Raw genomic sequence first — 19657 nt, forward strand, 5'->3', positions numbered from 1 at the left:
GTCCCTAACAGCAGGAAGGCCTGGATTTCCTTTCGGAAGTCCAGGCCTTCTGTGTTGGCATACCTCGATGGGTGCTGCGGTTAGGGGATGTCCAGGGCTGCGCGGCGCTGCGGCGGCGGCCCCACCACCGTCAGGTCCATCTCAGCCTGGGCGCGGCCGAAGCCTTCCATGTCCATGTAGGGCTCCCCGCCCTCGGTGTACATGTAGTCCTCGGTGGGTTCGTTGAAGTACTCGAAGAAGCCGTTGAACACCGACGGGGTCAGGAACCCCACCATCTGGGTGTTGTGGGCATCGAGCGCGAACGAGTGGATGGTCCCGGCGGGGGCGTGCACAAAATCGCCCTTCGTCAGGAGCATCTCGCGGCCGTTGGCGTACAGCCACATCCGGCCCTCCGTGCACAAAAAGTTCTCCGTGTGCTCGGAGTGGAAATGCAGCGGAATGTACGGAGTTTTGGCGCCCTTGGTGTGGACCGCGAAGTAGTTCGAGCCCGTGTTCGCTGGGCGGGACAGGTAGGTGAACATGGTCTGGTAGCTGACCAGGCGGTCGCCTTCGCCCGCACTCAGGAAGTAGGGGCTCTGCGCTGGCGGCAGGCCGGCGTCGTGCTTAAAGGACGGCGCCACACGCTCAAGGTCCGGGAAGGTGATGCCGAACTCGGCGCCCACCTCGGCCTGCTCCTGGAGGCTTGCCGTGTGTCCCGGACGAACGGGCGGGACGTGTGAATCGATGGGCGTTCCCACCCGCTGGTAGTATTTTTCGCCGCCGCCGGGCGTCATCCAGTTCAGGAACCGGGTGTAATGGCTCGCCATCCGGTAAGCGTGCGGCGTGTTCGGCGGGATGACCACCGAGTCGCCGGGGGTAAGGATCCTGCTCTCGCCGGGCAGCCAGACGTGGAGGATGCCGTCGAAGACGTAGAGCGACTTGTGCTCGATGCTGTGGCTGACGAACGGCGACTCGGCGCCCATGCCGCCCGAGATGTAGGCAGCGCTGAAGATGCCCCCGGTGTCGGCGGCGCGCGCGATAACGGTCACCAGTTGGCCGTTGATCTCGTAGCGTGCGCCCTCGCCCGACGCCATGTAGTACGGGACCGCCTCCCCTGGCAGCACGTTGGCCGCCGGGAGCTGCTTGTTCATTTCCTCAACGCTGAGGGACATGGTTTCCTTCTTTCCAGTCGGCCGGCCCTTGCCGGAGCGTGACCTACATCATGGCTGGCCGCTGCTCCGGCCACGAGTGCGGATTCCAATAGTTGGAACCCGAACCTGGCCGGTTCCCGTGTCCCTGCTACCCCTCACATTCCTTGCAGTACTTCTTCCCGTCCTTTTCCCGGGCCAACTGGCTGCGGTGGTGGACCAGGAAGCAGGACATGCAGGTGAATTCGTCGGCCTGCACCGGGACTACCTGGATGAGGAGTTCCTCGTTGGAGAGGTCCGCGCCGGGCAGCTCGAAGCTGTCCGCGAGGTCCGTCTCGTCCATGTCGGGAGCGGCCTCCCGGCGGCCGGACTTGTCGGACTTCAGCTCCTCCAGGGCGACGTTCGGCTCTTCCTCGGGAGTCACCCTTGGAGCGTCGTAGTCAACTGACATGTGGTGTGTTCTCCTGTCCAGCTGCTGGTGTCCGGATTGTTCCGGACAGATCGACAACGCCGGACGCGGGCAACAAATTCCCGTGCCCGGCCCGGCTCTCCGTCCGCAGGGCGAGCGCGGCCTGGACCAGGGCTGCGTGCGTGAGGGCCTGCGGATAGTTGCCAAGGAATGCCCCGGAGGCCGGATCCAGCTCTTCGCTGAAAAGCCCCAGCGGGGATGCCAGGTCCAGCATCACCCGGAAGGCTTCGGCGGCTTCGGTGCTCCTGCCGGTCAGGGCCAGCGCCTGGACCAGCCAGAACGAACACGGCAGGAAGACGCCCTCGCCGCCTTCCAACCCGTCCTGGCCTGGCGGGTACCGGTAGAGGAGGGGACCGCCGGCACCCAGTTCGGCACGGACTGCATCCACGGTCCGGCGTACCACTTCTGATCCGGGATCTTCCAGCCCGATCAGGGGTAGGACCAGGAGCGCGGCGTCCAGGTCTGCTGAGCCATAGGTCCGGGTGTATGTGTTTCGAGCAGGATCGATGCCTTTGCTCCGGATCTCGGTTCCAAGCTGGTCCAGTGCCGACAACCAGCGCCGCCGCTGGCCGGCGCCCAGCCGGTGGGTGGCACTCATCCGCAGCGCCCTGTCCAGGGCGAGCCACGCCATGAGCTTCGAGTGGACGTGGTGGGCGGCGTCATCACGTACTTCCCAGATCCCCGCGTCCGGCGCGGACCAGGTGGCGGCCACCCTGTCCGCGAAGCCGCGCATGGCCCGCCACGTCTCCGGGTACAGCCGGTGGCCGCCCTGCTCCAGCACCCAGGCGGCGTCGAGCACCCATCCATAGCCGTCCAGCTGGTGTTGCCCGGCCGCCCCGTTGCCGGTCCGCACGGGAACGCTTCCCGCGTAGCCCGGCCAGCCGTGCAGTTCGCGCTCGCGGGGCACAGGGCGTCCGGACAGGGTGAGCAGTGCCGGGAGCCGGGGCCGCTGCAGGCGGCTGGCATGGAGCAGCCAGCCGAAGAAATTCAATGCTTCGTTGGTCTTGCCCGCGTGCAGGAAGGCCGCCACGCCAATGCTGGCATCCCGCGGCCAGGCGAAGCGGTAGTCCCAGTTCCGGATCCCACCCGGGTTTTCCGGCAGGGACGTGGTGGGTGCCGCTACCGGGGCGCCCGACGGGGAATACGTGAGCAGCCGGAGCGTGACCAGGCTTCTTAGCACCTGCGCGCGGAACGGCAGGTCCGCATCCACCTCATCCGACCAGGCTTCCCACCGCCGCTCATCCTGGCAGAGGAGCGTCCAGGCTGCTTCCGGGTCCACGTGGATCAGGGGTTCACCGTAGGCAACGGCCATCACCAGGGTCACGGGGTGCCCCGGTTGCACCAGGAAGCTCTGTTCCCCGCCGCCGGGCAGGGGACAACCCTCGCTGGAGCCCAGTGACAGGGCCAGCGGACCCCACTCGCACACCAGGTCCCGGGCGCGGCGGCTGATCCGCGGGATGCGGTGTGTTTCGCCCAGCCGTGGAGCAAAGCGGACGACGGCGGCTACCCGGGCATCTGCGGCGCTCAGTCTCCGGACGAGCAGAGTTGTGGGCAGCAGGGAGCCGGCCACCTCGGCGACCATCCCCTCCGTAAGTGTCAGCCGGCCCCTGCCCGAGGCCCACGTTGTCTCCAGCGTCGCGGTATTCCCCCGGTAGCGGCGCTCGAGCACCGCTGCCGGCCCGGCGGGGCCGGCCAGGAACAGGCCCGCAGCCCTGCCTCCCAGCAGGGCACCGAAAATTGGTTCGCCGTCGAACGCCGGGGCACACATCCAGTCCAAGGATCCGGCCGATGATACGACGGCGGCTGTCCGGGTATCGCCGACCAGGCCGTAATCCGCAATGGGTGCTGGTTGCCAGGGGTCCGGGGGAGAGGGCGCGACGGCGGCCGGCAGCTCCGTGACTCCCGGCCCTTTGGTTCGGGATGCAGGTTTCATAGCGGCCTCAGCAGGAGGCCGAGCACGGCGCCGTAGGCGAGGTGGGCCAGGATGGTGACTGCCGGGGTCTGGATGCCGTAATTCAAAGCGAGCAGCCCGGGTGGCTCCAGGACGGCGGTGCTCCGGGGGCCTGCCCGGGTGGAGGCCATCCTGGGGTGTACGCCGGGCAGCAGCGGCAGGATGACCGTCAGCACCACGGCTACGTGCAGCAGGCCCAGCAGGGCGCCAATCCACCAGGTCGCCCTGCCGAGCAGCCCGAAAACCGCGGTATAGCCGAGGGCAAAGACCTGGCCGGCGAGGAGGTGGATGAAGAAGCCGGCAACACGGGCCCGGTCAGGGTCGGGCGTCACCAGCGTTCCAAGCACCAGCGGCAGGTCCAGTCGGGTGAGGCCGGCCATCTGGGCCGCAATCATGATGACAGTTAGGGCGGCGGTGGCCAGGAGCCCGAAAAGTCCCCATCCTTGCCAGTCCATGTCATGCCGCCCGGCCTCGGCCCGGCGGGGCCTGGCAAGTTGTTGTGCTCTCCGGGAGCTGGGTGGGAGTCATTGTCGGAGCCTCGTTCTAAAAATGAATATATTGAATTTAGAGCGGCCGTCCGGTTGAGTCAAGGGATCATTCCGGAAGTAGGCGGTGAATACTACCGCCACGGGCCGTTGGAACCTGGGGCTGCTTACCACTCGCTGAAGTAGGTAGACTGGTCTACCTACCAAGCTGAAGGAGCGCCTGTGACAGCATCCACTCTCCCGGTGCCCGGCCGCCGGCCCGCCCGCGAGCTGCTGCTTGAAGCCGCCGCGCGGCTCTTCTACGCGCACGGCGTCGCGGGCACTGGAATCGACACGATCACTGCCGAGGCGGGAGTGGCAAAGAAGAGCCTCTACAACAACTTCAGTTCGAAGGCGGACCTGGTGGCCGCGTACCTGGAAGCCAGGCACCGGGAGTGGCTGGCCCTCTACGGCAGGCGGCTGGAATCGGCGGGCACTCCGCAGGACCACGTCCTGGCGGTCTTCGACGCCTACCTGGACCACGCCAACTCGGCGTACCTCAACGGGTTCCGCGGCTGCGGCCTGCTTAATGCAGCTGCCGAACTTCCCGCCGACGACCCCGGTCGGATTGCCGTACGGCGTCACAAGGAGGAAGTGCAGGAACTCCTGGCCGCCCACGTGGCCGCGCTGCTGCCGGGCCGCGAAGACCAGGCCTCCGGAATTGCCGCGCACCTGGCGTTCCTGCTCGAGGGTGCCATGGCCAGGGCTGGCCTGGAAGGTGGCGACGCCCCGCTGCAGCAGGCACGGTCCATCGCAGCGCAACTGCTGGAAGCCCTGTGACCGGCGCCGGGCATCTCCAGGCCTCCCAGCTCTGGGGCGCCCTGTCGGTGGCGGCGGCATCGGTCCTCTGGGGGACCACGGGGACAGCTGCCACCTTCGCTCCGGCCGTGAGTCCGCTCGCCATCGGAGCCGTGGCAATGGGCCTCGGTGGTTTACTCCAGGCGCTCTACGCCGCACCGCATGTCGCCGCCCAGGCTGGCAGGCTGCTCGACCGGTGGCGCCTTGTATCGCTCGGCGCCATGGCCGTGGCCATCTACCCCTTGGCGTTCTACAGCTCCATGCACCTGTCCGGGGTGGCAGTGGGAACGGTCGTGTCCATCGGCTCGGCACCCGTAGCGGCGGCCCTCATCGAACGCTTTGCGGACGGGAAACCGCTGAGCCGGCAATGGATTCTCGGGGCAATGCTGGGAGTCGGCGGGGCCGCCCTGCTGTCCTTCGCCGGCCACGCCCCGGCAGGATCCGGACCAGGAGGCGGCCAGGCAGCCGGGGAGTGGTGGATGCCGGCGGCGGGGATCGTTCTTGGGCTGCTGGCCGGCGCCACGTATGCCCTCTACTCCTGGGCGGCGCACCGCCTGACCAGCCGGGGCGTCACTTCCAGGGCGGCGATGGGTGCCGTGTTCGGGCTGGGCGGACTCTTCCTGATCCCCGTCCTGCTTCTCACGGGCGCCCCGCTCCTGGAGTCCTGGCGCAGCCTGGGCGTAGGGGCCTACATGGCAGTGGTGCCCATGTTTGCCGGGTACCTTCTCTTCGGGTGGGGCCTGGCCCGGGTGGGGGCGAGCACGGCCACAGGAATATCCCTGCTGGAAACGGTGGTGGCCGCCCTGCTGGCCGTGCTGGTGGTGGGCGAAAGGCTGCCCGCACTGGCCTGGATTGGCGCCGCCGCCGTCCTGGCGAGCCTGTTCATCCTGACGCCCTGGCCACAACGGCACGCCCGCACACAAGCCGTGCCGGAAAGCGCGGGCAACCGCGGTCCGTCCTCCTAACGCTCACCCGGTGGGCTGCCGGCCCGCGCTGCGCGCCAGCACAGTGGGCCCCAGCAGCAGGCAGGCACCCAGGCCCAGCAACAGGATTCCCAGCACCACCGCGCCCGGCGCGTGAAGCCCTGCCCCTGCAATGATCAGTATCAAACCCGCCAGCGCGGCTGCCGTTCCCGGGAACAAGCCCGCGGGAAAGCGGCGGGCGGGATAGCCGGAGAGCAATTCCATGGCCAGGTGGGGGTCGTCCGCAATCAGCCCCAGTTCGAGCTCCTTGAGCAGGCGTCGCTCCTCATCGGACATCGGCATGGCGGCCCCTGTACTTCGTGGGAGGCGGTTTCGGTATTGACCGTAGGAGTCTTCTACCGGTTAGTCAATACATGCGGGCAAGCCTCGGCGCCGCTCACCCGGGGGCGTCATAGCGCAGCTGATTCCCCACCACCCGCACGCCATGGGTTGGAACGTGCGGAACCACCTTGGCCCGGGGCATCAGGTGCTGCACGGGCAGGCCGGCCAGCAGGAGGCAATGGTCCGAAATGAGGCGGCGGTGGCAGCGCCACCACAAGGTTTCGCTGCACATGATCGCCGTGCGGGACGCTTGGGAGCCGGCCACCAGTTCAGCGACAGCGGCGGCAAAATCGGGGGTGCGCATGTAGCCGGCATAGGCCCGGAACGAGTCGTTGCGGAGGGCCGTGTCCGGTGAGTCCGGAAGCAGTTTCCGGAAGCCGCCCAGCCGCTGCTCCCACCGGTAGCCGATCCCCGCTTCCGGAAGCCATTCCACCAGCCGGTCCTTGCCGAAGTGCGGATGCTTGCGGCTCCCCGGCCCGATCCGGACGTCCACCAGCGACGCCACGCCGGCCCCAAGGAGCAGCCGGGTGAAGTCCTCCTGGGATGCGGTGCCGTGGCCTACCGTGAACAGGGCCTCCATTGGAGCCATCTTAGGCACCGGGCCGCGGCCAGGCATCCGCTGCCACCCGGGAACTACGACGGCGGCGCGCCACTACGTGCTCCCGGCACCGGGGCGGGTGGCCGGGGGAGCCGGCTACCGCCGTCGTAGTTCCGCGAACTCGATGGACGGGACAATGGCGCCCGCGTCCCGCTCCACGAAGTTGGTGCCCGGGGGGACAAGATCGTCGATGGCGTCGAGTACCGATTCGCCCAGCCGGACGTCCGCGGCCCGAAGATAGGCGTGGAGGTGCTCCTCGCTGCGGGGGCCAATTATCACGCTGCTGATGGCAGGATGCGTCAGGGCGAATCCGACCGCAAGGTCCACCAGGGACAGCTCCAGCTTGTCTGCCAGGCGGGCCAGCGAGTCCGCGGCGAGCAGCTTCCGCTCACTGGACGGCCCGGAAATGTCGTAGCGGCCGGGCAGGGTGTGGACCCGGGTGGGCGGCTTGCCGGATTCCAGGACGAAGCTTCCGGACAGCCAGCCGCCGGCAAGGGGTCCGTACGCAAGGACGCCCAGGCCATACTGCTGGGCGATGGGCAGGACGTCGCGCTCGTTGCCGCGGACCAGCATGGAATACGGGACCTGGTTGCCCACGGGCGGGATCAGGTGGTTGGTGGTTGCCAGCCACTGGGCCTCCACAAGCTGCGCCGGCGCGAAGACGGAGGTGCCGTAGTACAGGATCTTGCCCTGCCGGATCAGGTCGTTCAGGGTGGTGATGGTTTCCAGGAGATCAGTGTTGTAGTCCGGCCGGTGTGCCTGGTAGAGGTCGATGCGGTCCGTTTGCAGCCGGCGCAGGCTCCCCTCCACAGCCTGGGTGATCCAGCGCCGGGAGTTTCCGGCGTGCGCCGGGTTCGGGCTCATTTGGCCATGGAACTTGGTGGCCAGGAAGACGTCGTCCCGGCGGCCCCGGAGGGCCCTGCCCACCACCTGTTCAGACTCGCCCTGGGAATATACGTCCGCCGTGTCGACGGCCGTGATCCCGGAGTCCAGCGCGGCGTGGATGATGCGGATGCTCTCATCGGCTCCGGTGGGCGCGCCGTGCGGGCCGCCGTTCCCCTCGCCGAAATTCATGGTGCCAAGGGTGAGGGGACTGACGGGGGTGCCCGAGCGCCCGAACACCCGCAGTTCGTTGAGGCCCATCTTTCGGTCTCCTTCATTCAGTTGCCGTGCCCTGGATCGTCACGACGCTACACAGATTCGGCAGGCCGCCCCAGGAACCCGCCTTAGTCCTTCTCTTTTCGTCGCACAAAGTAACCGGGGCCGCGGGAATGACGTTTTGTGGCGGGCGCACAGCGGCGAATAGCGCCTATATTGAGGGATGGGCACTCCCAATAGTGATGACCAGTTCCTGCAGCTGCATGACCTCATCAGCGGCAGCAGCAACGTGGCTGACTTCCTGACCGAACTGTCCGCCGTGGCCGCTTCCACCCTCAGCGACACCGCAGGGGTGCTCATCGAATGCGGCGTGACCCTCCGGCGCCGCAAGCGCAGCGCCACCATCGCCGGCAGCAGCGAACGGGCGGCACTCCTGGACAAGCTGGAGCAGGCGCTGGGCGACGGGCCCTGCATCACCGCGCTGAATGCGATGAAGCCCGTGGTCCTTCCCGATGTTGGAACCGACACGCGCTGGCCTGACTACCAGAAGGTACTGGCGGAAAACGGCTGCCGCAGCGTGCTGGGAGTTCCCCTCGCACTCGATGAAAACCAGTCGGCTGCGCTGAACTTCTTCGCCTCGGAGCCGCACGTCTTTGCCCCCAATGTCATCAGCCGGGCGGAGGGCTTCGCGGACCTCGCCGGGCGCGCGGTCCGGCTGGCGCTGCGGATCGCCGACGCCCAAACCCTGGCCGACGACCTGCGCGCCGCCATGGCGAACCGCACCACCATTGACCTTGCCTGCGGCGTGATCATGGCCCAGAACCGGTGCAGCCAGGAGGAAGCGATGGCCCTGCTCGCCAAGGCATCCAGCCACCGGAACCAGAAGCTGCGCGACCTGGCGGCAGGGGTCCTTGGCCGGGTCAGCGACGGCGCCGTGACCACGCACTTCGATCCGTAGCCGGCAGCCTGCCGGTTTCCCCTCAACGCCGCCCTGCAATAATCTGATCCAACGGTTGTGCACGGGGGTGACAGCGTCCGGGTACGACAGCAGCACTGTAAGTTCCGGGAGCATCACAGACGAGGCGGACACGCATGACGGCTTCAGACCAGCAGCACGCACCACGGACAGCTTTGCCCGCAGACCCGCCCGCCGCTGCCTCTGGAGCAGTTGATCCGCACCTGCTGCAGCGGTTGGCGGATGCGCATGGCGTGGGCACGTCGTTCCAGGGGTGGGACGGGCTTCCGCACTCGGTTGGGCAGGCCACATTGATTAAGGTCCTTGCCGCCCTGGGCGTTGAAGCGCACACCAACCAGCACATCGAGGCTGCCCTGGCCGATGCGGATCTGGCGCCGTGGCGGCGGATGCTGCCGCCCGCCGTCGTTATCAAGCAGGGCGAGCCGGTCCAGGTCCCGGTGCACGTCCCCGACGGTGCAACCGCACGGCTGACCATCGCCCTTGAAGGGGGAGTTGGGTCACGGGATGCTGTCCAGCAGGACATCTGGGTCCAGCCCAGGGACGTCGACGGCGTCTCCACCGGGCGTGCGACATTTTCCCTTCCCGGGGACCTGCCGTTGGGCTGGCACACGCTGCAGGCGGAGTCCGGGGGCATTACGGCCACCGCCACTTTGGTGGTGACGCCCGCCCGGCTGGCAACCGCCAAACTCCTGGAAGAGCGACGCGGCTGGGGACTGGCCACGCAGTTGTATTCGGTCCGGTCCAAGCGGTCGTGGGGCATTGGGGATTTCGCCGACCTGGCCGACCTGGCCGCGATCAGTGGTGCCCGCGGCGCCGATTACGTGCTGGTAAACCCGCTGCACGCGGCGGAGCCCGTTCCCCCGCTCCAGCCTTCGCCCTACTCGCCGTCCACCCGGCGGTTCTTCAACCCGCTGTACATCCGCATCGAGGCCATCCCTGAACTGGCCTACCTGCGGCCACGGAAACGGGCTGCACTGGAAAAGCTGCATGAAGAGGTGGCGGGCCTGAACAAGGAGGGCGGCCGGCTGGACCGGGATGCCGTCTACGCCGCCAAGCTGCAGGCCCTGGAGATGCTGTACCACACGCGCCGGTCGCCGGCGCGGCAGGCAGCCTTCGACGAATTCTGCCGCATCTCCGGCAAGGGACTGGACGATTTTGCGCTGTGGTCGGCGATCCGTGAGGACGTGGCACCCGACGACCCGCTGTGGACGGACCCTGCCAGCGCGATCGGAACGCCGGAAGCGGAGGCCCTCCGGGAGAAACTGGCAGACCGCATCGGGTTCCACCGCTGGCTGCAGTGGATCTGCGACGAGCAACTCGAGAACGCCCAGCGGGCGGCGCTGAGGTCCGGCATGCGGCTGGGGGTTGTGCACGACCTTGCGGTGGGGGTGGACCACAGCAGCGCCGATGCGTGGACCCTTCGCGGCGTGCTCACCCCGAACACCAGCGTGGGTGCCCCGCCGGACATGTACAACCAGCAGGGCCAGGACTGGGGCCAGCCGCCATGGCATCCGGGGCGCCTCGCCGAGGCCGGCTACCAGCCGTTCCGCGACATGCTGGCCACCGTGCTCCGGCACGCCGGCGGCATCCGCGTGGACCACATCCTGGGCCTGTTCCGGCTCTGGTGGATCCCGCAGGGGAACACCCCCGGGGACGGCGCCTACGTCCAGTACGATCATGAAGCCCTGATCGGCATCCTCGCCCTTGAGGCGCACCGCGCCGGGGCGGTTGTGATCGGGGAGGACTTGGGGACCTTCGAGCCATGGGTGCGTGACTACCTCGCTGCGCGCGGCATCCTGGGCACGTCCATCCTGTGGTTTGAGTACGACGGCGATTCGCCCCTTGCGCCGGAAAAGTACCGGACACAGGCGCTCGCCAGCGTCAACACGCACGACCTTCCTCCCACCGCCGGCTACCTTGCCGGGGACCACGTGGGGCTGCGAAGCCGGCTGGGCCTGCTGGAGCGGTCCGAACAGGAAGAGCGGGCCGAGCACAACGCTTCACTGGAGAAGATGTTCGCCATGCTGCGCGAACGCGGCTACCCCTCCGAGGGCACGTCAGCCAGTGTGGAGGGGCAGTGGGCGGAGGAGCACACCATCGAGGCGCTACACCTCCTGCTGGCCCAGGCGCCGTCGGTGCTGCTTGGCGTGGCGCTGGTGGACGCGGTGGGGGAGCGGCGGGTCCAGAACCAGCCGGGGACCACGGAGGCCTTGTATCCCAACTGGCAGGTCCCCCTGGGCGGACCGGACGGCAAGCCCGTCTACCTTGATGACCTTCCCGCCAACAAGCGGTTCAACTCGCTGCTTGCGGCTGTGGAGGGAGCCCTGCACGCGTCCTGAAAAGCCGGTTAAGCACCAAGGCCCCGCTGCTTGTTCAAGCGGCGGGGCCTTGGTGCTTGTTCGGGCGGCTGACCTAGCCCGCAGTGATCACGTGCGTGACGTGGTCATACCGGAAGGTGACCGGGCCGCCGTCGTGCTCAAACACGATGTTGGCACCGGGGGAAGCCCCGCCGGCCCCGTAGCTGACGTCCCATGCCTTGTTGAGCGCCGCCTTGAACTCGTAGCTTCCGGCTGGCAGGTCCGGGACGGCCAGTTTCCAGACGAGGTCTGCCGGGTCCAGGACCAGCTGGGCCTGCTGGCAGGCCGGCTCCCAGTCGGTGGCGCAGCCCAGCTCGCTGTCCATGCTTCCGGCCGCCGCCACGGCGGACGGCTGCTGCGACGCGTAGACGGTGCTGAACAGGTGCGTGCTGTTGTCGTAGCGGAACGTGACCGGTCCGCCGGGGTGGTCCAGCACGATGTTCTGGCCATTCAGCTGGCCGTCGGAACCGTAGTTTTCGTCCCAGCCGCCGTTGAGCGCGGCCTTGTATTCGTACTTCCCGGCCGGCAGGTCCGCGGTCAGCCGCCAGATGCGGTCCGCCGGGTCCAGGACCATCTTTGCCTGCGGGCAGGCCGGATCCCACTGCGCGGTGCAGCCCATGGCCTGGTTCAGTGATCCGGCCACCGTAACCGAGTCGGGCTGCGGCGCCTGGCCTACCGTGACGGTCCTGGTGCCGCTGGTGACGCTGAAGCCCGTGCCGGCCATGACGGCCCGGTACTGGACCTTCGTGCCGTCAGCCAGGGCGGAGACGTCATCGGTTGCCGAGTACACGGGTGACGACGAGTCGGTCCCCACTGCCGTCCAGTCCCCGCCGTCCACGCTGCGCTCAAAGGACACCACGTTGGTGGCCTTCTCCGGATCGGCGGTGGCACTGAGCTCCACCTTTCCTTCCACGCTGCTGCCTTCGGCGGGCTTCTGCAGGGTCAGCACGGGCACGGGGACGCTCGTGGAACGGCTTTGGCTGGTGGCGGTGTGCCCGCCGTTGTCCAGCACGGTGGCGCGGTACTCCAAGGGCGTGCCGGCGTCCAGTGCCGCGACGTCGTGGAACACCTGGTACGGAGCGGTGTCATCCGTGCCGATCTGCTGCCAGCCGCCGCCTGCCGTTCGGGCCTCGAAGGTGACCTCGTAGAACGAAGAACCGTCGACGTCGGCCGTGACGTTGATGCGTCCATTGTCAGACGGTGCTGCGGCCGGCTGCCGGAGGGTGACGGCGGGGGCGGCCTTTGCGTGCGGGATCCGCCCCGAGGATTCGTAGACGACGGCGGAAAGCGGCGGCACGGTGACCGTCAGTTTGGCGTCCTCCGAGGTCTTGGCCTCGTCGGCCCCTTCGCCGTAGATGCGCGTGTAGCTGCGTTTGGCGATGTAAGTGGGGATTGCGGCTGTCTGTGGCTGGGCGCTGTTGTTCAGGGCCACCACGTATTCACGCTGGTCCTGGGCGTCTGTGCGGGAGAAGGCGTAGATGCCCGGCCCGTCGGAGGCGTAGCGGTGCTGGTGGGCGCCGTTCCGCAGTGCAGGGTGCTCCTTGGTGAGGGCGGCCAGGTCGCGGATCTTCGCGTACAGCGGGTGGCCCGGGTTGAAGTTGTCCGTGGCGTGGGTGGCATCCGTGCCCAGCAGGTCGTCGTCGAGGTAGTCCGGGACCTTGCTCGCGAAGAGTGTCTGGCGGGCGTCCTGGTCGCCGCCGGGGCCGGTGAAGCCCTGTTCGTCACCGTAGTAGACCACCGGGTTGCCCCGGGAGAAGTACATCAGTTCGTGGGCCAGTTCGTCGCGGGCGACTTTCTCGGCGTCGCTGGCGGCCGGGTTGTCCTGGCTGATGAAGCTGCCGATCCGGCCCATGTCGTGGTTGCCCAGGAAGGTGGGCAGTTCGTAGACATTGGAGTCCGCGTCTGTGTACCAGTCATCGCCGGCAAAGAAGGACTGCAGTGCCTTGGCGTCCTGGCTCTTTGAGGCATAATTGCGGGCCGCTTCCTGGAACGGGAAATCCAGGACGGCCTGCATCTTGTTGCGGGTGGTGAACTGGGACGTGAAGCTCTTGCTGGTATCGAACACTTCGCCGAACATGAAGAACTCGTCCTTGCCGTGCTCTTTGGCGTAGCTGAGGACATTGGGGCCGAATTCCTGCCAGAACTCGTTGTTGACATGCTTCATGGTGTCGATCCGGAAGCCGTCCACGCCGAAGTCGCCGATCCACGACTTGTAGATGTCCTCCATGCCGTGCACCACCTTGGGGTTTTCGGTGAACAGGTCATCGAGGCCGAAGAAGTCCCCGTACATGGAGTCCTCGCCGGTAAAGGTGGTGTCGCCGCGGTTGTGGTAAAGCGTGGGGTCGTTCAGCCAGGCCGGCACTTTGAGATTCTCTTCGCCCGGGGCGAGGACGGGCTTGTAGGGGAATGAGGTGTTCGCGTCGAGCTGGGGGAAGGTTCCGGTGCCGGCGTAGTCGCGGTCATCGAATGCTTCCCCGGACGCCGTCCTGTACGGGACGGCGTCCTTGGACACGTAGCCTTTGCGGTCGCCCTCCTGGTAGCCGATGACGTCCGCCGTGTGGTTGGTGATGATGTCGAAGTACACCTTCATGCCGCGCGCGTGGGCCTCGGTGATGAGGGCCTTGAGTTCATCGTTGGTGCCCAGGTGCGGATCGATCTGGGTGAAATCGGTGACCCAGTAGCCGTGGTAGCCGGCGGACTTGTCCTCCGGCTGGACCGCCTTGTTCTTGAAGCTCGGGGTCAGCCAGATGGACGTGGTGCCCATGCCCTGGATGTAGTCGATTTTGTTCCGGAGGCCGGCCAGGTCACCGCCGTTGTAGAAGCCCTTCTTTGTGGGATCGAAGCCGGAAACCATGGGGTCGGCACCCAGGCCGCCCTGGTCGTTGGCGGTGCTGCCGTTACTGAACCGGTCCGCCATGACGAAGTAGAAGTTCTCGTCCGTCACCGGACCGCGGAGCGAATGCAGGGCGGCCGCCGGCGCCGGGTTGGTTCCGGGGTCCTTGGCGCCGGGCTCGTTGGAACCCGGGCCTGCGTTGGCCGGGAGGATCGCCACTGACGCCACGACCGCTGCCGCCAGGAGGCCGGCCGCCGATCTTGCTGCGAGGCGCCTCCGGGTTGGCCTGACGGTTGCGGGGCGTTGTGTTCCTGCCGGCGCGGCCGGCAGCTGGGCGCGTGGGGGCGCGCCGGGAGGGGTGCGGAATAACAAGGGTGAGACCTTCCTGGGAAGCAGCACTGCTGGACAGGCTTGCCGTTGACAAGGGATGCGGCAGGAGGGTTCGAAGGACAGCATGCTGCCTTGTGAACCAAGTCACAACTGTAAGCGCTTGCACGGGATTACTCCAGCGTTTTGGGAAGGCGCCGGAGCGGGAGGCCTGGGTCCTGGCGGGACCGGGCGGCTAGCTTGCGGTGATGAGTGCCGTGGGTGACGGGGCAGCCACGTTATGGATCCGTGGTCCGGGGAGCCCGGTGACGGCATCCAGCTGGAAAGTTGCAATGTTGTCCGAGCGCTCGTGGGCCACATGCAGCCAGCTTCCGCGGACCATATGGTGCCGTGGCCAGTCCCCGCCGCTGTCAAAGTCCTTGACGGGTATGAGTTCCGTGCCTCCTGCCGCCACCTCCAGGACGCTGATGAGGTTGGAACCGCGGACACCGGCGTAGGCAAAATTGCCCTGGGGCCCGAGGCATATCTCGGCGGCGGAATCGCCTTCCTGGCTGCCGCCGGCCGTCGCGGGCCCACGGAACACCAGCTCGTAGGTGCCGGCGTCGGGGCGGACCACGAAGACCTCCACGGAGTATTCCGAGACGATGAAGACGTTGCCCGTAGGGTGCTCCACCAGGTGCCGCGGGCCGCTGCCGCAGGGGAGGACTACTTCATGGTCAGGTACCAGCCCGGCACCGGCCTGGTACGTCCAAATGCGGAGGGTGTCATGTCCCAGGTCAGTGGTCATGATGCGTTCGTCGCGCAGCATCAGGCTGGCGTGGGCACGGCTTTGCCGCGGCCTGCCGGGAAAGAGGCTGGCGTGCGGGTCAACCGAGGGTGCGGCACGGAAGCCCACCGACATGCTGCCGGCGTCATCCAACTCGTACAGCAGGACCTGACCATCGCCCCAGCACGCGGCGGTAGCAAACCGTCCTTGCGGGTCAACGGCCACGTGGCAGGTCGCCTCGCCGGCAGGCTGCGGCTTGCCGTGCGGTTCCAGGCTGAAGCCGGCGAGGCGCCGGTATGCCAAAACTTCTTTCCGTTGCTCCGCCACCGCGTACACCACCGGCAGGGCCGGGTGGACGGCAAGGAACGACGGCGACTCCGCCATGACGGCTGTGCCCAGCCATTCAAGACCGCCGTCCTGATGCTCGCGGACCGCGCCGATGCCTTCGGCGCGGCCGCCGCCGTCGGGGGTATACGCGCCGATCCAAAGGCTGTTGCTGGCAGTGGGGCTGGTCATAGCTCCATCCTGCCAACAGAACGCCCGCATTCCCGTGCGTCCGGCGAACAATTAGCATGGAATTTCCAGCGCCGGCAGATGGGAGGTGGGTCCGGTAGGTACTGCAACAGTGACGGGTGTGCCCGCCACCCGTCCGGAGGACCTGGCCTAGCCGGGGTGGGGGAGTCCGCCTGCTTACCGAAAGGTGTGGCCGTGCCACCTCCTGAACCAAGGGCTGTTTCCGGCTCCACTTCATCCGTGTTCGACCGGGTTGTCACTGCACTGCGGTCCGCCGGTTGTGTCTTTGCCGAAGACGAGGCGCGCCTCCTGCTGGCTGAAGCATCCGGTCCCGCGCAGCTCGCCGTCAACGTCCGGCGCCGGGTGGAAGGTGTCCCCCTGGAGCACATCCTGGGGTGGGCGGAATTCGCGGGGCTGCGGGTCCTGGTTGCCCCCGGCGTCTTCGTTCCGCGAAGGCGCACCGGGTTGTTGGTGGCGGAAGCCCTGGCGCTCCTGCCGGATCAGCCGGAGCCGGTGATTGTCGTTGATCTCTGCTGCGGATCCGGGGCGGTGGCAGCGGCAATCCTTCACCGGGCAACCGGGGTGGAAATGCATGCCGCGGACATCGAGCCCGCAGCGGTCCAGTGCGCCCGCCGGAACCTGGAGCCGCTGGGCGGCCATGTCCATGCCGGCGACCTGTTCCAGGCGCTTCCGCGCGTACTCAAGGGCCGCGTCCGGGTGCTGGTGGTCAACGCCCCCTACGTGCCCACGGAAGCCATCCCCACCATGCCCCCGGAGGCGCGCCTTCATGAACCCGCTGTCTCGCTCGACGGCGGCCCGGATGGCCTCGACTTCCATCGCCGCGTTGCCGCCGAAGCCCACGAGTGGCTGGCTCCCGGCGGAAGCGTGCTGATCGAGACCAGCGAACGCCAGGCGTCCGGCACCTCCGGGCTCCTTGCCCAAGCCGGGTTCCAGGTAGACACAGTCCGGTCCGAGGAACTGGACGGGACAGTGGTGATCGGTACTGCGGTGATCGGTACTGCGGTAACCGGCACTGTGGTTGCCGGGGCAGCGGTAACCGGCACTGTGGTTGCCGCGACAGCGGCAGACGGTGCCGGGGGCGACTGATCCGGGACCACGCCGGCGCGGGAAGGACGTCCGGGGTCCGCTTAAACATTGCCGGCCGCCGCGTCCCCCAAGGATCGCGACGGCCGGCAAAGCGATTCAGTTGTAGCACAAAGACGGGGCCATACCCTTGTCATGCGGCGTTACCCGCGTCATCAACAGGGCGGAAGGGCTGGTTAGCCTTTGGAACCGGCCTCATCGGAGGTGCCGAGGTTGGTTGTCTCCGGATGCGTGCTGTGGGCCGGGATGTGGTCATCGCCCAGTTCCCCTGCGGCCCCGCTCGCAGGCGGGGTGCGGGGCGTCTGGCTACCACTGCCAGTCGTGCCCTCCCGGTGCATCGCGGACCCAATCACGGTCCCGGCCCTGCGTGCGGCTTCGCCCAGCTGGTCGGCCACTTCGGGGGCCTTTTCCTTGATGGCCTCCGTAGCAACGGATACCTTGTCCTGGACGGGCTTGCTGTCCCAGATGCCGGCCGCACGGGCCTTCAGCTTGTCGTAAGCAGCGCGGCCGGAACGGGAACCGAGGACGTATCCGACGGCTACACCTACACCTAAAAGAAGCTTGTTTTTCACGATGAACTCCTGCTCTGCGAGAAGGTTGTCAGTTCCGGGCGGGTGGCGGGCCCGGTGCCGGAGAAAGTGAAGGCCGGCCTGGGGATGGTGTCCCCAGGCCGGCCTCCTGGCATGCCCGTACAGTTATCCGCGGGCGCTGCGCTTGGTGACCATGCCGTAAATGGCAAGGACGATCAGCGAGCCGACGATCGCCAGCAGCCAGGTCTGGATGGAGAAGAACTCCTGCAGTCCACTGCCGAAGATCAACCCGCCCAGCCAGCCGCCGAGGAAAGCGCCAACGACGCCCAGGATCAGAGTGATGACCCAGCCGCCACCCTGCCTGCCCGGGAGGATCGCCTTAGCGATCGCACCAGCAATAAGTCCGAGAATCAGAAATGCAATAAATCCCATTTGAAGCTCTCTTCCTAAGTAAAGGAGGCCCCCATGTTCCGGGGGCACTTCATCCTTCTGGCTCAATAGTAATCATGCTTACTATCTTTTTGCCAACCCTGTTTCCGGAAAAAAGCGCAGTTCAGGCGCCTTTAGTGCCCTGTCCTGTCCGAATCGTTGCCCGCCCCGGGACCCTCATCCAGGACCGACAATTCCGCTAGATCCTGCGGGTCCAGGGCAAAATCGAACACGTCCAAATTCTCCGTCATACGCTCCGGTGAAGCCGTCTTGGGAATCGTTACCAATCCGTTTTGTATGTGCCACCGCAGGACCAGTTGACCGGGTGTTTTTCCGTGTTTTTCGGCCAACCGGGCAAGAATCGGGGCACCCAGCAATCCGGCGCCGGACCCGCCAAGGGGGCTGTAGGACTCGGTGACAATTCCGTGCCTGGCATGGAATTCCCGTTCCGCTGTGCGGGTGATCGCAGGGCTAAGCTGAATCTGGTTCACAGCCGGCACCACGTCAGTTTCCGCCATGAGCCGCTCGAGGTGCGCCGGCTTGAAGTTGGATACGCCAATGGACCGCACCTTTCCGTCCGCCTGAAGACGCTGGAACGTCTTCCAGGTGGAGACGTATTCGCCGCGGGCGGGCAGCGGCCAGTGGATCAGCAGCAGGTCCACGTAATCCAGCCCCAGCCGCTGCAGGGATCCCTCCAGGCCTGCCAGGGACCGGTCATGCCCCTGAAATTCGCCGTCGAGCTTGGTGGTGACGAACAGTTCGCTCCGGTCCAGGCCGCTGGCCCGGATGCCGTTGCCCACGCCGCGTTCGTTGCCGTACTTCACTGCGGTGTCGATGTGCCGGTACCCGGCTTCAACGGCCTGGACGACGGCGTTTGCCACCTGTTCGTCGTCTAACGGCCAGGTGCCAAGCCCCAGCTGCGGAATCCTGTTGCCGTCATTGAGTTCGATGAGCGGTGCAAGTGTCATGGGAACAGTCTTCCGGGCCGATGCAGCCCGGTCCACCCCTAGGGCGTGTCTCCTAAAGCTGTCAGCCAGATGCTGATTGCCCGGAGAACGGCTCCGCCGCGGTAGGTCAGGGCGAGTTTGTCGTAGCGGGTCGCCAGGGCACGCCATTGCTTGAAGATGTTGAAGTTCCGTTCGACGACGTTCCGGCCTTTGTAGTCCTCTTTGTCGAAGGCCGGAGGCCTGCCTCCGGTGGATCCTCGTCGCTTGCGGTGGCCGATCTGGTCGGATGGTTGCGGGATGACAGCGACGATGCCTCGATCCCGGAGCTGGGTTCGGATGGCCCTCGATGAGTAGGCCTTGTCTCCACGAACCCGGTCCGGGCGGGTACGTGGCCTGCCCGGACCGGCCCGGTTGACCTTCAACTGGTTCATCAGGTGGGCGAACATCGGCGCATCGCCGCCCTGTCCCGGCGCGACCAGCAGAACTAGGGGCCTGCCTTTGCCATCAACCAGGGCGTGGATCTTGGTACTCAGCCCGCCGCGCGACCGGCCAATGGCATGGTCGTCCGGTTCAGCACACAGATTCATGTAATTCGAGCCGGCCCCCTGTGGTGCGGGGAAGGTTCGTGCCGTGCTGGTGGGCACGGTTCACCGTCGAATCGACCGAGACCGACCAGTCCACTTCACCCTGAGAGTCCGCAACCGTCAGCAAAGCCGCCAGAATGCTGTCCCAAGTTCCGTCACCGCTATAGCGGCGGTGACGCTTCCAAATCGTCTGCCACGGACCGAACTCGCCAGGCACATCCCGCCACGCGATTCCGCACCGATACCGGTAAATGATGCCCTCGACCACCCGGCGGTCGTCCCGAAAAGGACGGCCCCGACGACCATCAGAGGACGGTAGCAACGGCTGGATGCGGGCCCACTGCCCATCAGTCAAAACAGAAGTACGAGACACTCATCAAGCATCCCGGCTTAACCAACCCGGGTTTAGGAGACACGCCCTA

General features: G+C 66.9%; 18 protein-coding genes. 5 read left to right on the forward strand and 13 right to left on the reverse strand.

Annotated elements, in window-relative coordinates:
- Positions 1-80: 80 nt before the first annotated feature.
- The 4 genes from ACTJK0_RS18075 to ACTJK0_RS18090 all read right to left on the reverse strand — a co-directional run bounded on the left by ACTJK0_RS18075 (position 81) and on the right by ACTJK0_RS18090 (position 4002).
- On the reverse strand, positions 81-1151 hold the full coding sequence (locus tag ACTJK0_RS18075; RefSeq protein WP_440746136.1) for a quercetin 2,3-dioxygenase: 1071 nt from the start codon (positions 1149-1151) through the stop codon (positions 81-83).
- 127 nt (positions 1152-1278) lie between these two features.
- Entirely contained in the window at positions 1279-1578 is a 300-nt protein-coding gene (locus ACTJK0_RS18080; RefSeq protein ID WP_018772148.1) for a DUF4193 domain-containing protein, read from the reverse strand.
- Positions 1568-3529: a glycoside hydrolase family 15 protein gene (locus ACTJK0_RS18085; RefSeq protein ID WP_440746137.1), complete on the reverse strand. Its 1962-nt coding sequence runs from the start codon at positions 3527-3529 to the stop codon at positions 1568-1570. The genes ACTJK0_RS18080 and ACTJK0_RS18085 overlap by 11 nt, the downstream gene beginning before the upstream one ends.
- Positions 3526-4002, reverse strand: coding sequence for a hypothetical protein (locus ACTJK0_RS18090; protein ID WP_440746138.1), 477 nt, complete (start codon positions 4000-4002; stop codon positions 3526-3528). Before ACTJK0_RS18090 ends, ACTJK0_RS18085 begins: the two co-directional genes overlap by 4 nt.
- Before the next feature lie 252 nt (positions 4003-4254).
- On the opposite strand from ACTJK0_RS18090, the gene ACTJK0_RS18095 reads away from it, so the two are divergent.
- Both ACTJK0_RS18095 and ACTJK0_RS18100 read left to right on the forward strand, forming a co-directional pair.
- A complete protein-coding gene (locus ACTJK0_RS18095; RefSeq protein WP_110542465.1) occupies positions 4255-4851 on the forward strand; it encodes a TetR/AcrR family transcriptional regulator in 597 nt (198 codons plus the stop codon).
- Positions 4848-5834, forward strand: coding sequence for a DMT family transporter (locus ACTJK0_RS18100; protein WP_440746139.1), 987 nt, complete (start codon positions 4848-4850; stop codon positions 5832-5834). Before ACTJK0_RS18095 ends, ACTJK0_RS18100 begins: the two co-directional genes overlap by 4 nt.
- A gap of 3 nt (positions 5835-5837) precedes the next feature.
- On the opposite strand, the gene ACTJK0_RS18105 is transcribed toward ACTJK0_RS18100, so the two are convergent.
- From ACTJK0_RS18105 to ACTJK0_RS18115, 3 genes are all read right to left on the reverse strand, one after another.
- Positions 5838-6134 carry a DUF3040 domain-containing protein gene (locus ACTJK0_RS18105; RefSeq protein WP_440746140.1) on the reverse strand — a complete coding sequence of 99 codons (297 nt, stop codon included), beginning with the start codon at positions 6132-6134 and terminating at the stop codon, positions 5838-5840.
- Positions 6135-6228: 94 nt separating this feature from the next.
- Positions 6229-6753 carry a DUF488 domain-containing protein gene (locus ACTJK0_RS18110; RefSeq protein ID WP_110542467.1) on the reverse strand — a complete coding sequence of 175 codons (525 nt, stop codon included), beginning with the start codon at positions 6751-6753 and terminating at the stop codon, positions 6229-6231.
- Positions 6754-6867: 114 nt separating this feature from the next.
- On the reverse strand, positions 6868-7914 hold the full coding sequence (locus ACTJK0_RS18115) for an aldo/keto reductase (RefSeq protein ID WP_440746141.1): 1047 nt from the start codon (positions 7912-7914) through the stop codon (positions 6868-6870).
- A 178-nt stretch (positions 7915-8092) separates the two neighbouring features.
- On the opposite strand from ACTJK0_RS18115, the gene ACTJK0_RS18120 reads away from it, so the two are divergent.
- Positions 8093-8827, forward strand: coding sequence for a GAF and ANTAR domain-containing protein (locus ACTJK0_RS18120; RefSeq protein WP_440746142.1), 735 nt, complete (start codon positions 8093-8095; stop codon positions 8825-8827).
- Between the two features lie 134 nt (positions 8828-8961).
- The gene (malQ, locus tag ACTJK0_RS18125; RefSeq protein ID WP_440746143.1) at positions 8962-11184 is read left to right on the forward strand and encodes a 4-alpha-glucanotransferase; all 2223 of its coding nucleotides are present in this window, start codon (positions 8962-8964) and stop codon (positions 11182-11184) included.
- Positions 11185-11257: 73 nt separating this feature from the next.
- Here the strand turns inward: malQ and ACTJK0_RS18130 are convergent, their stop codons facing one another.
- Together ACTJK0_RS18130 and ACTJK0_RS18135 are read right to left on the reverse strand one after the other, a co-directional pair.
- Positions 11258-14407 (reverse strand): alpha-amylase family glycosyl hydrolase, encoded by a 3150-nt coding sequence (locus tag ACTJK0_RS18130; RefSeq protein ID WP_440746144.1) that lies wholly within the window; start codon positions 14405-14407, stop codon positions 11258-11260.
- A 190-nt stretch (positions 14408-14597) separates the two neighbouring features.
- Complete coding sequence (locus ACTJK0_RS18135) at positions 14598-15644, reverse strand: lactonase family protein (RefSeq protein ID WP_440746145.1); 1047 nt, start codon at positions 15642-15644, stop codon at positions 14598-14600.
- Positions 15645-15836: 192 nt separating this feature from the next.
- On the opposite strand from ACTJK0_RS18135, the gene ACTJK0_RS18140 reads away from it, so the two are divergent.
- Positions 15837-16748 carry a putative protein N(5)-glutamine methyltransferase gene (locus ACTJK0_RS18140; RefSeq protein WP_440746146.1) on the forward strand — a complete coding sequence of 304 codons (912 nt, stop codon included), beginning with the start codon at positions 15837-15839 and terminating at the stop codon, positions 16746-16748.
- Between the two features lie 173 nt (positions 16749-16921).
- Here ACTJK0_RS18140 and ACTJK0_RS18145 read toward each other — a convergent pair whose 3' ends face one another.
- The 4 genes from ACTJK0_RS18145 to ACTJK0_RS18160 form a co-directional block, all read right to left on the reverse strand.
- Complete coding sequence (locus ACTJK0_RS18145; RefSeq protein WP_440746147.1) at positions 16922-17317, reverse strand: YtxH domain-containing protein; 396 nt, start codon at positions 17315-17317, stop codon at positions 16922-16924.
- 123 nt (positions 17318-17440) lie between these two features.
- Positions 17441-17707, reverse strand: a complete 267-nt coding sequence (locus ACTJK0_RS18150) for a GlsB/YeaQ/YmgE family stress response membrane protein (RefSeq protein ID WP_056331329.1) — start codon at positions 17705-17707, stop codon at positions 17441-17443.
- A 131-nt stretch (positions 17708-17838) separates the two neighbouring features.
- Entirely contained in the window at positions 17839-18672 is an 834-nt protein-coding gene (locus ACTJK0_RS18155) for an aldo/keto reductase (RefSeq protein WP_110542564.1), read from the reverse strand.
- Between the two features lie 38 nt (positions 18673-18710).
- Positions 18711-19608, reverse strand: a protein-coding gene (locus ACTJK0_RS18160) for an IS5 family transposase (protein ID WP_440744999.1) whose coding sequence is annotated in 2 segments (ribosomal slippage) — positions 18711-19256 and positions 19258-19608 — 897 coding nt in all. Because the reading frame shifts where the segments join, the coding sequence is not laid out codon by codon here.
- Between the last annotated feature and the right edge of the window lie 49 nt (positions 19609-19657).

It is taken from the genome of Paenarthrobacter sp. 22069, assembly GCF_052046035.1.
Classification (GTDB): Bacteria; Actinomycetota; Actinomycetes; order Actinomycetales; family Micrococcaceae; genus Arthrobacter.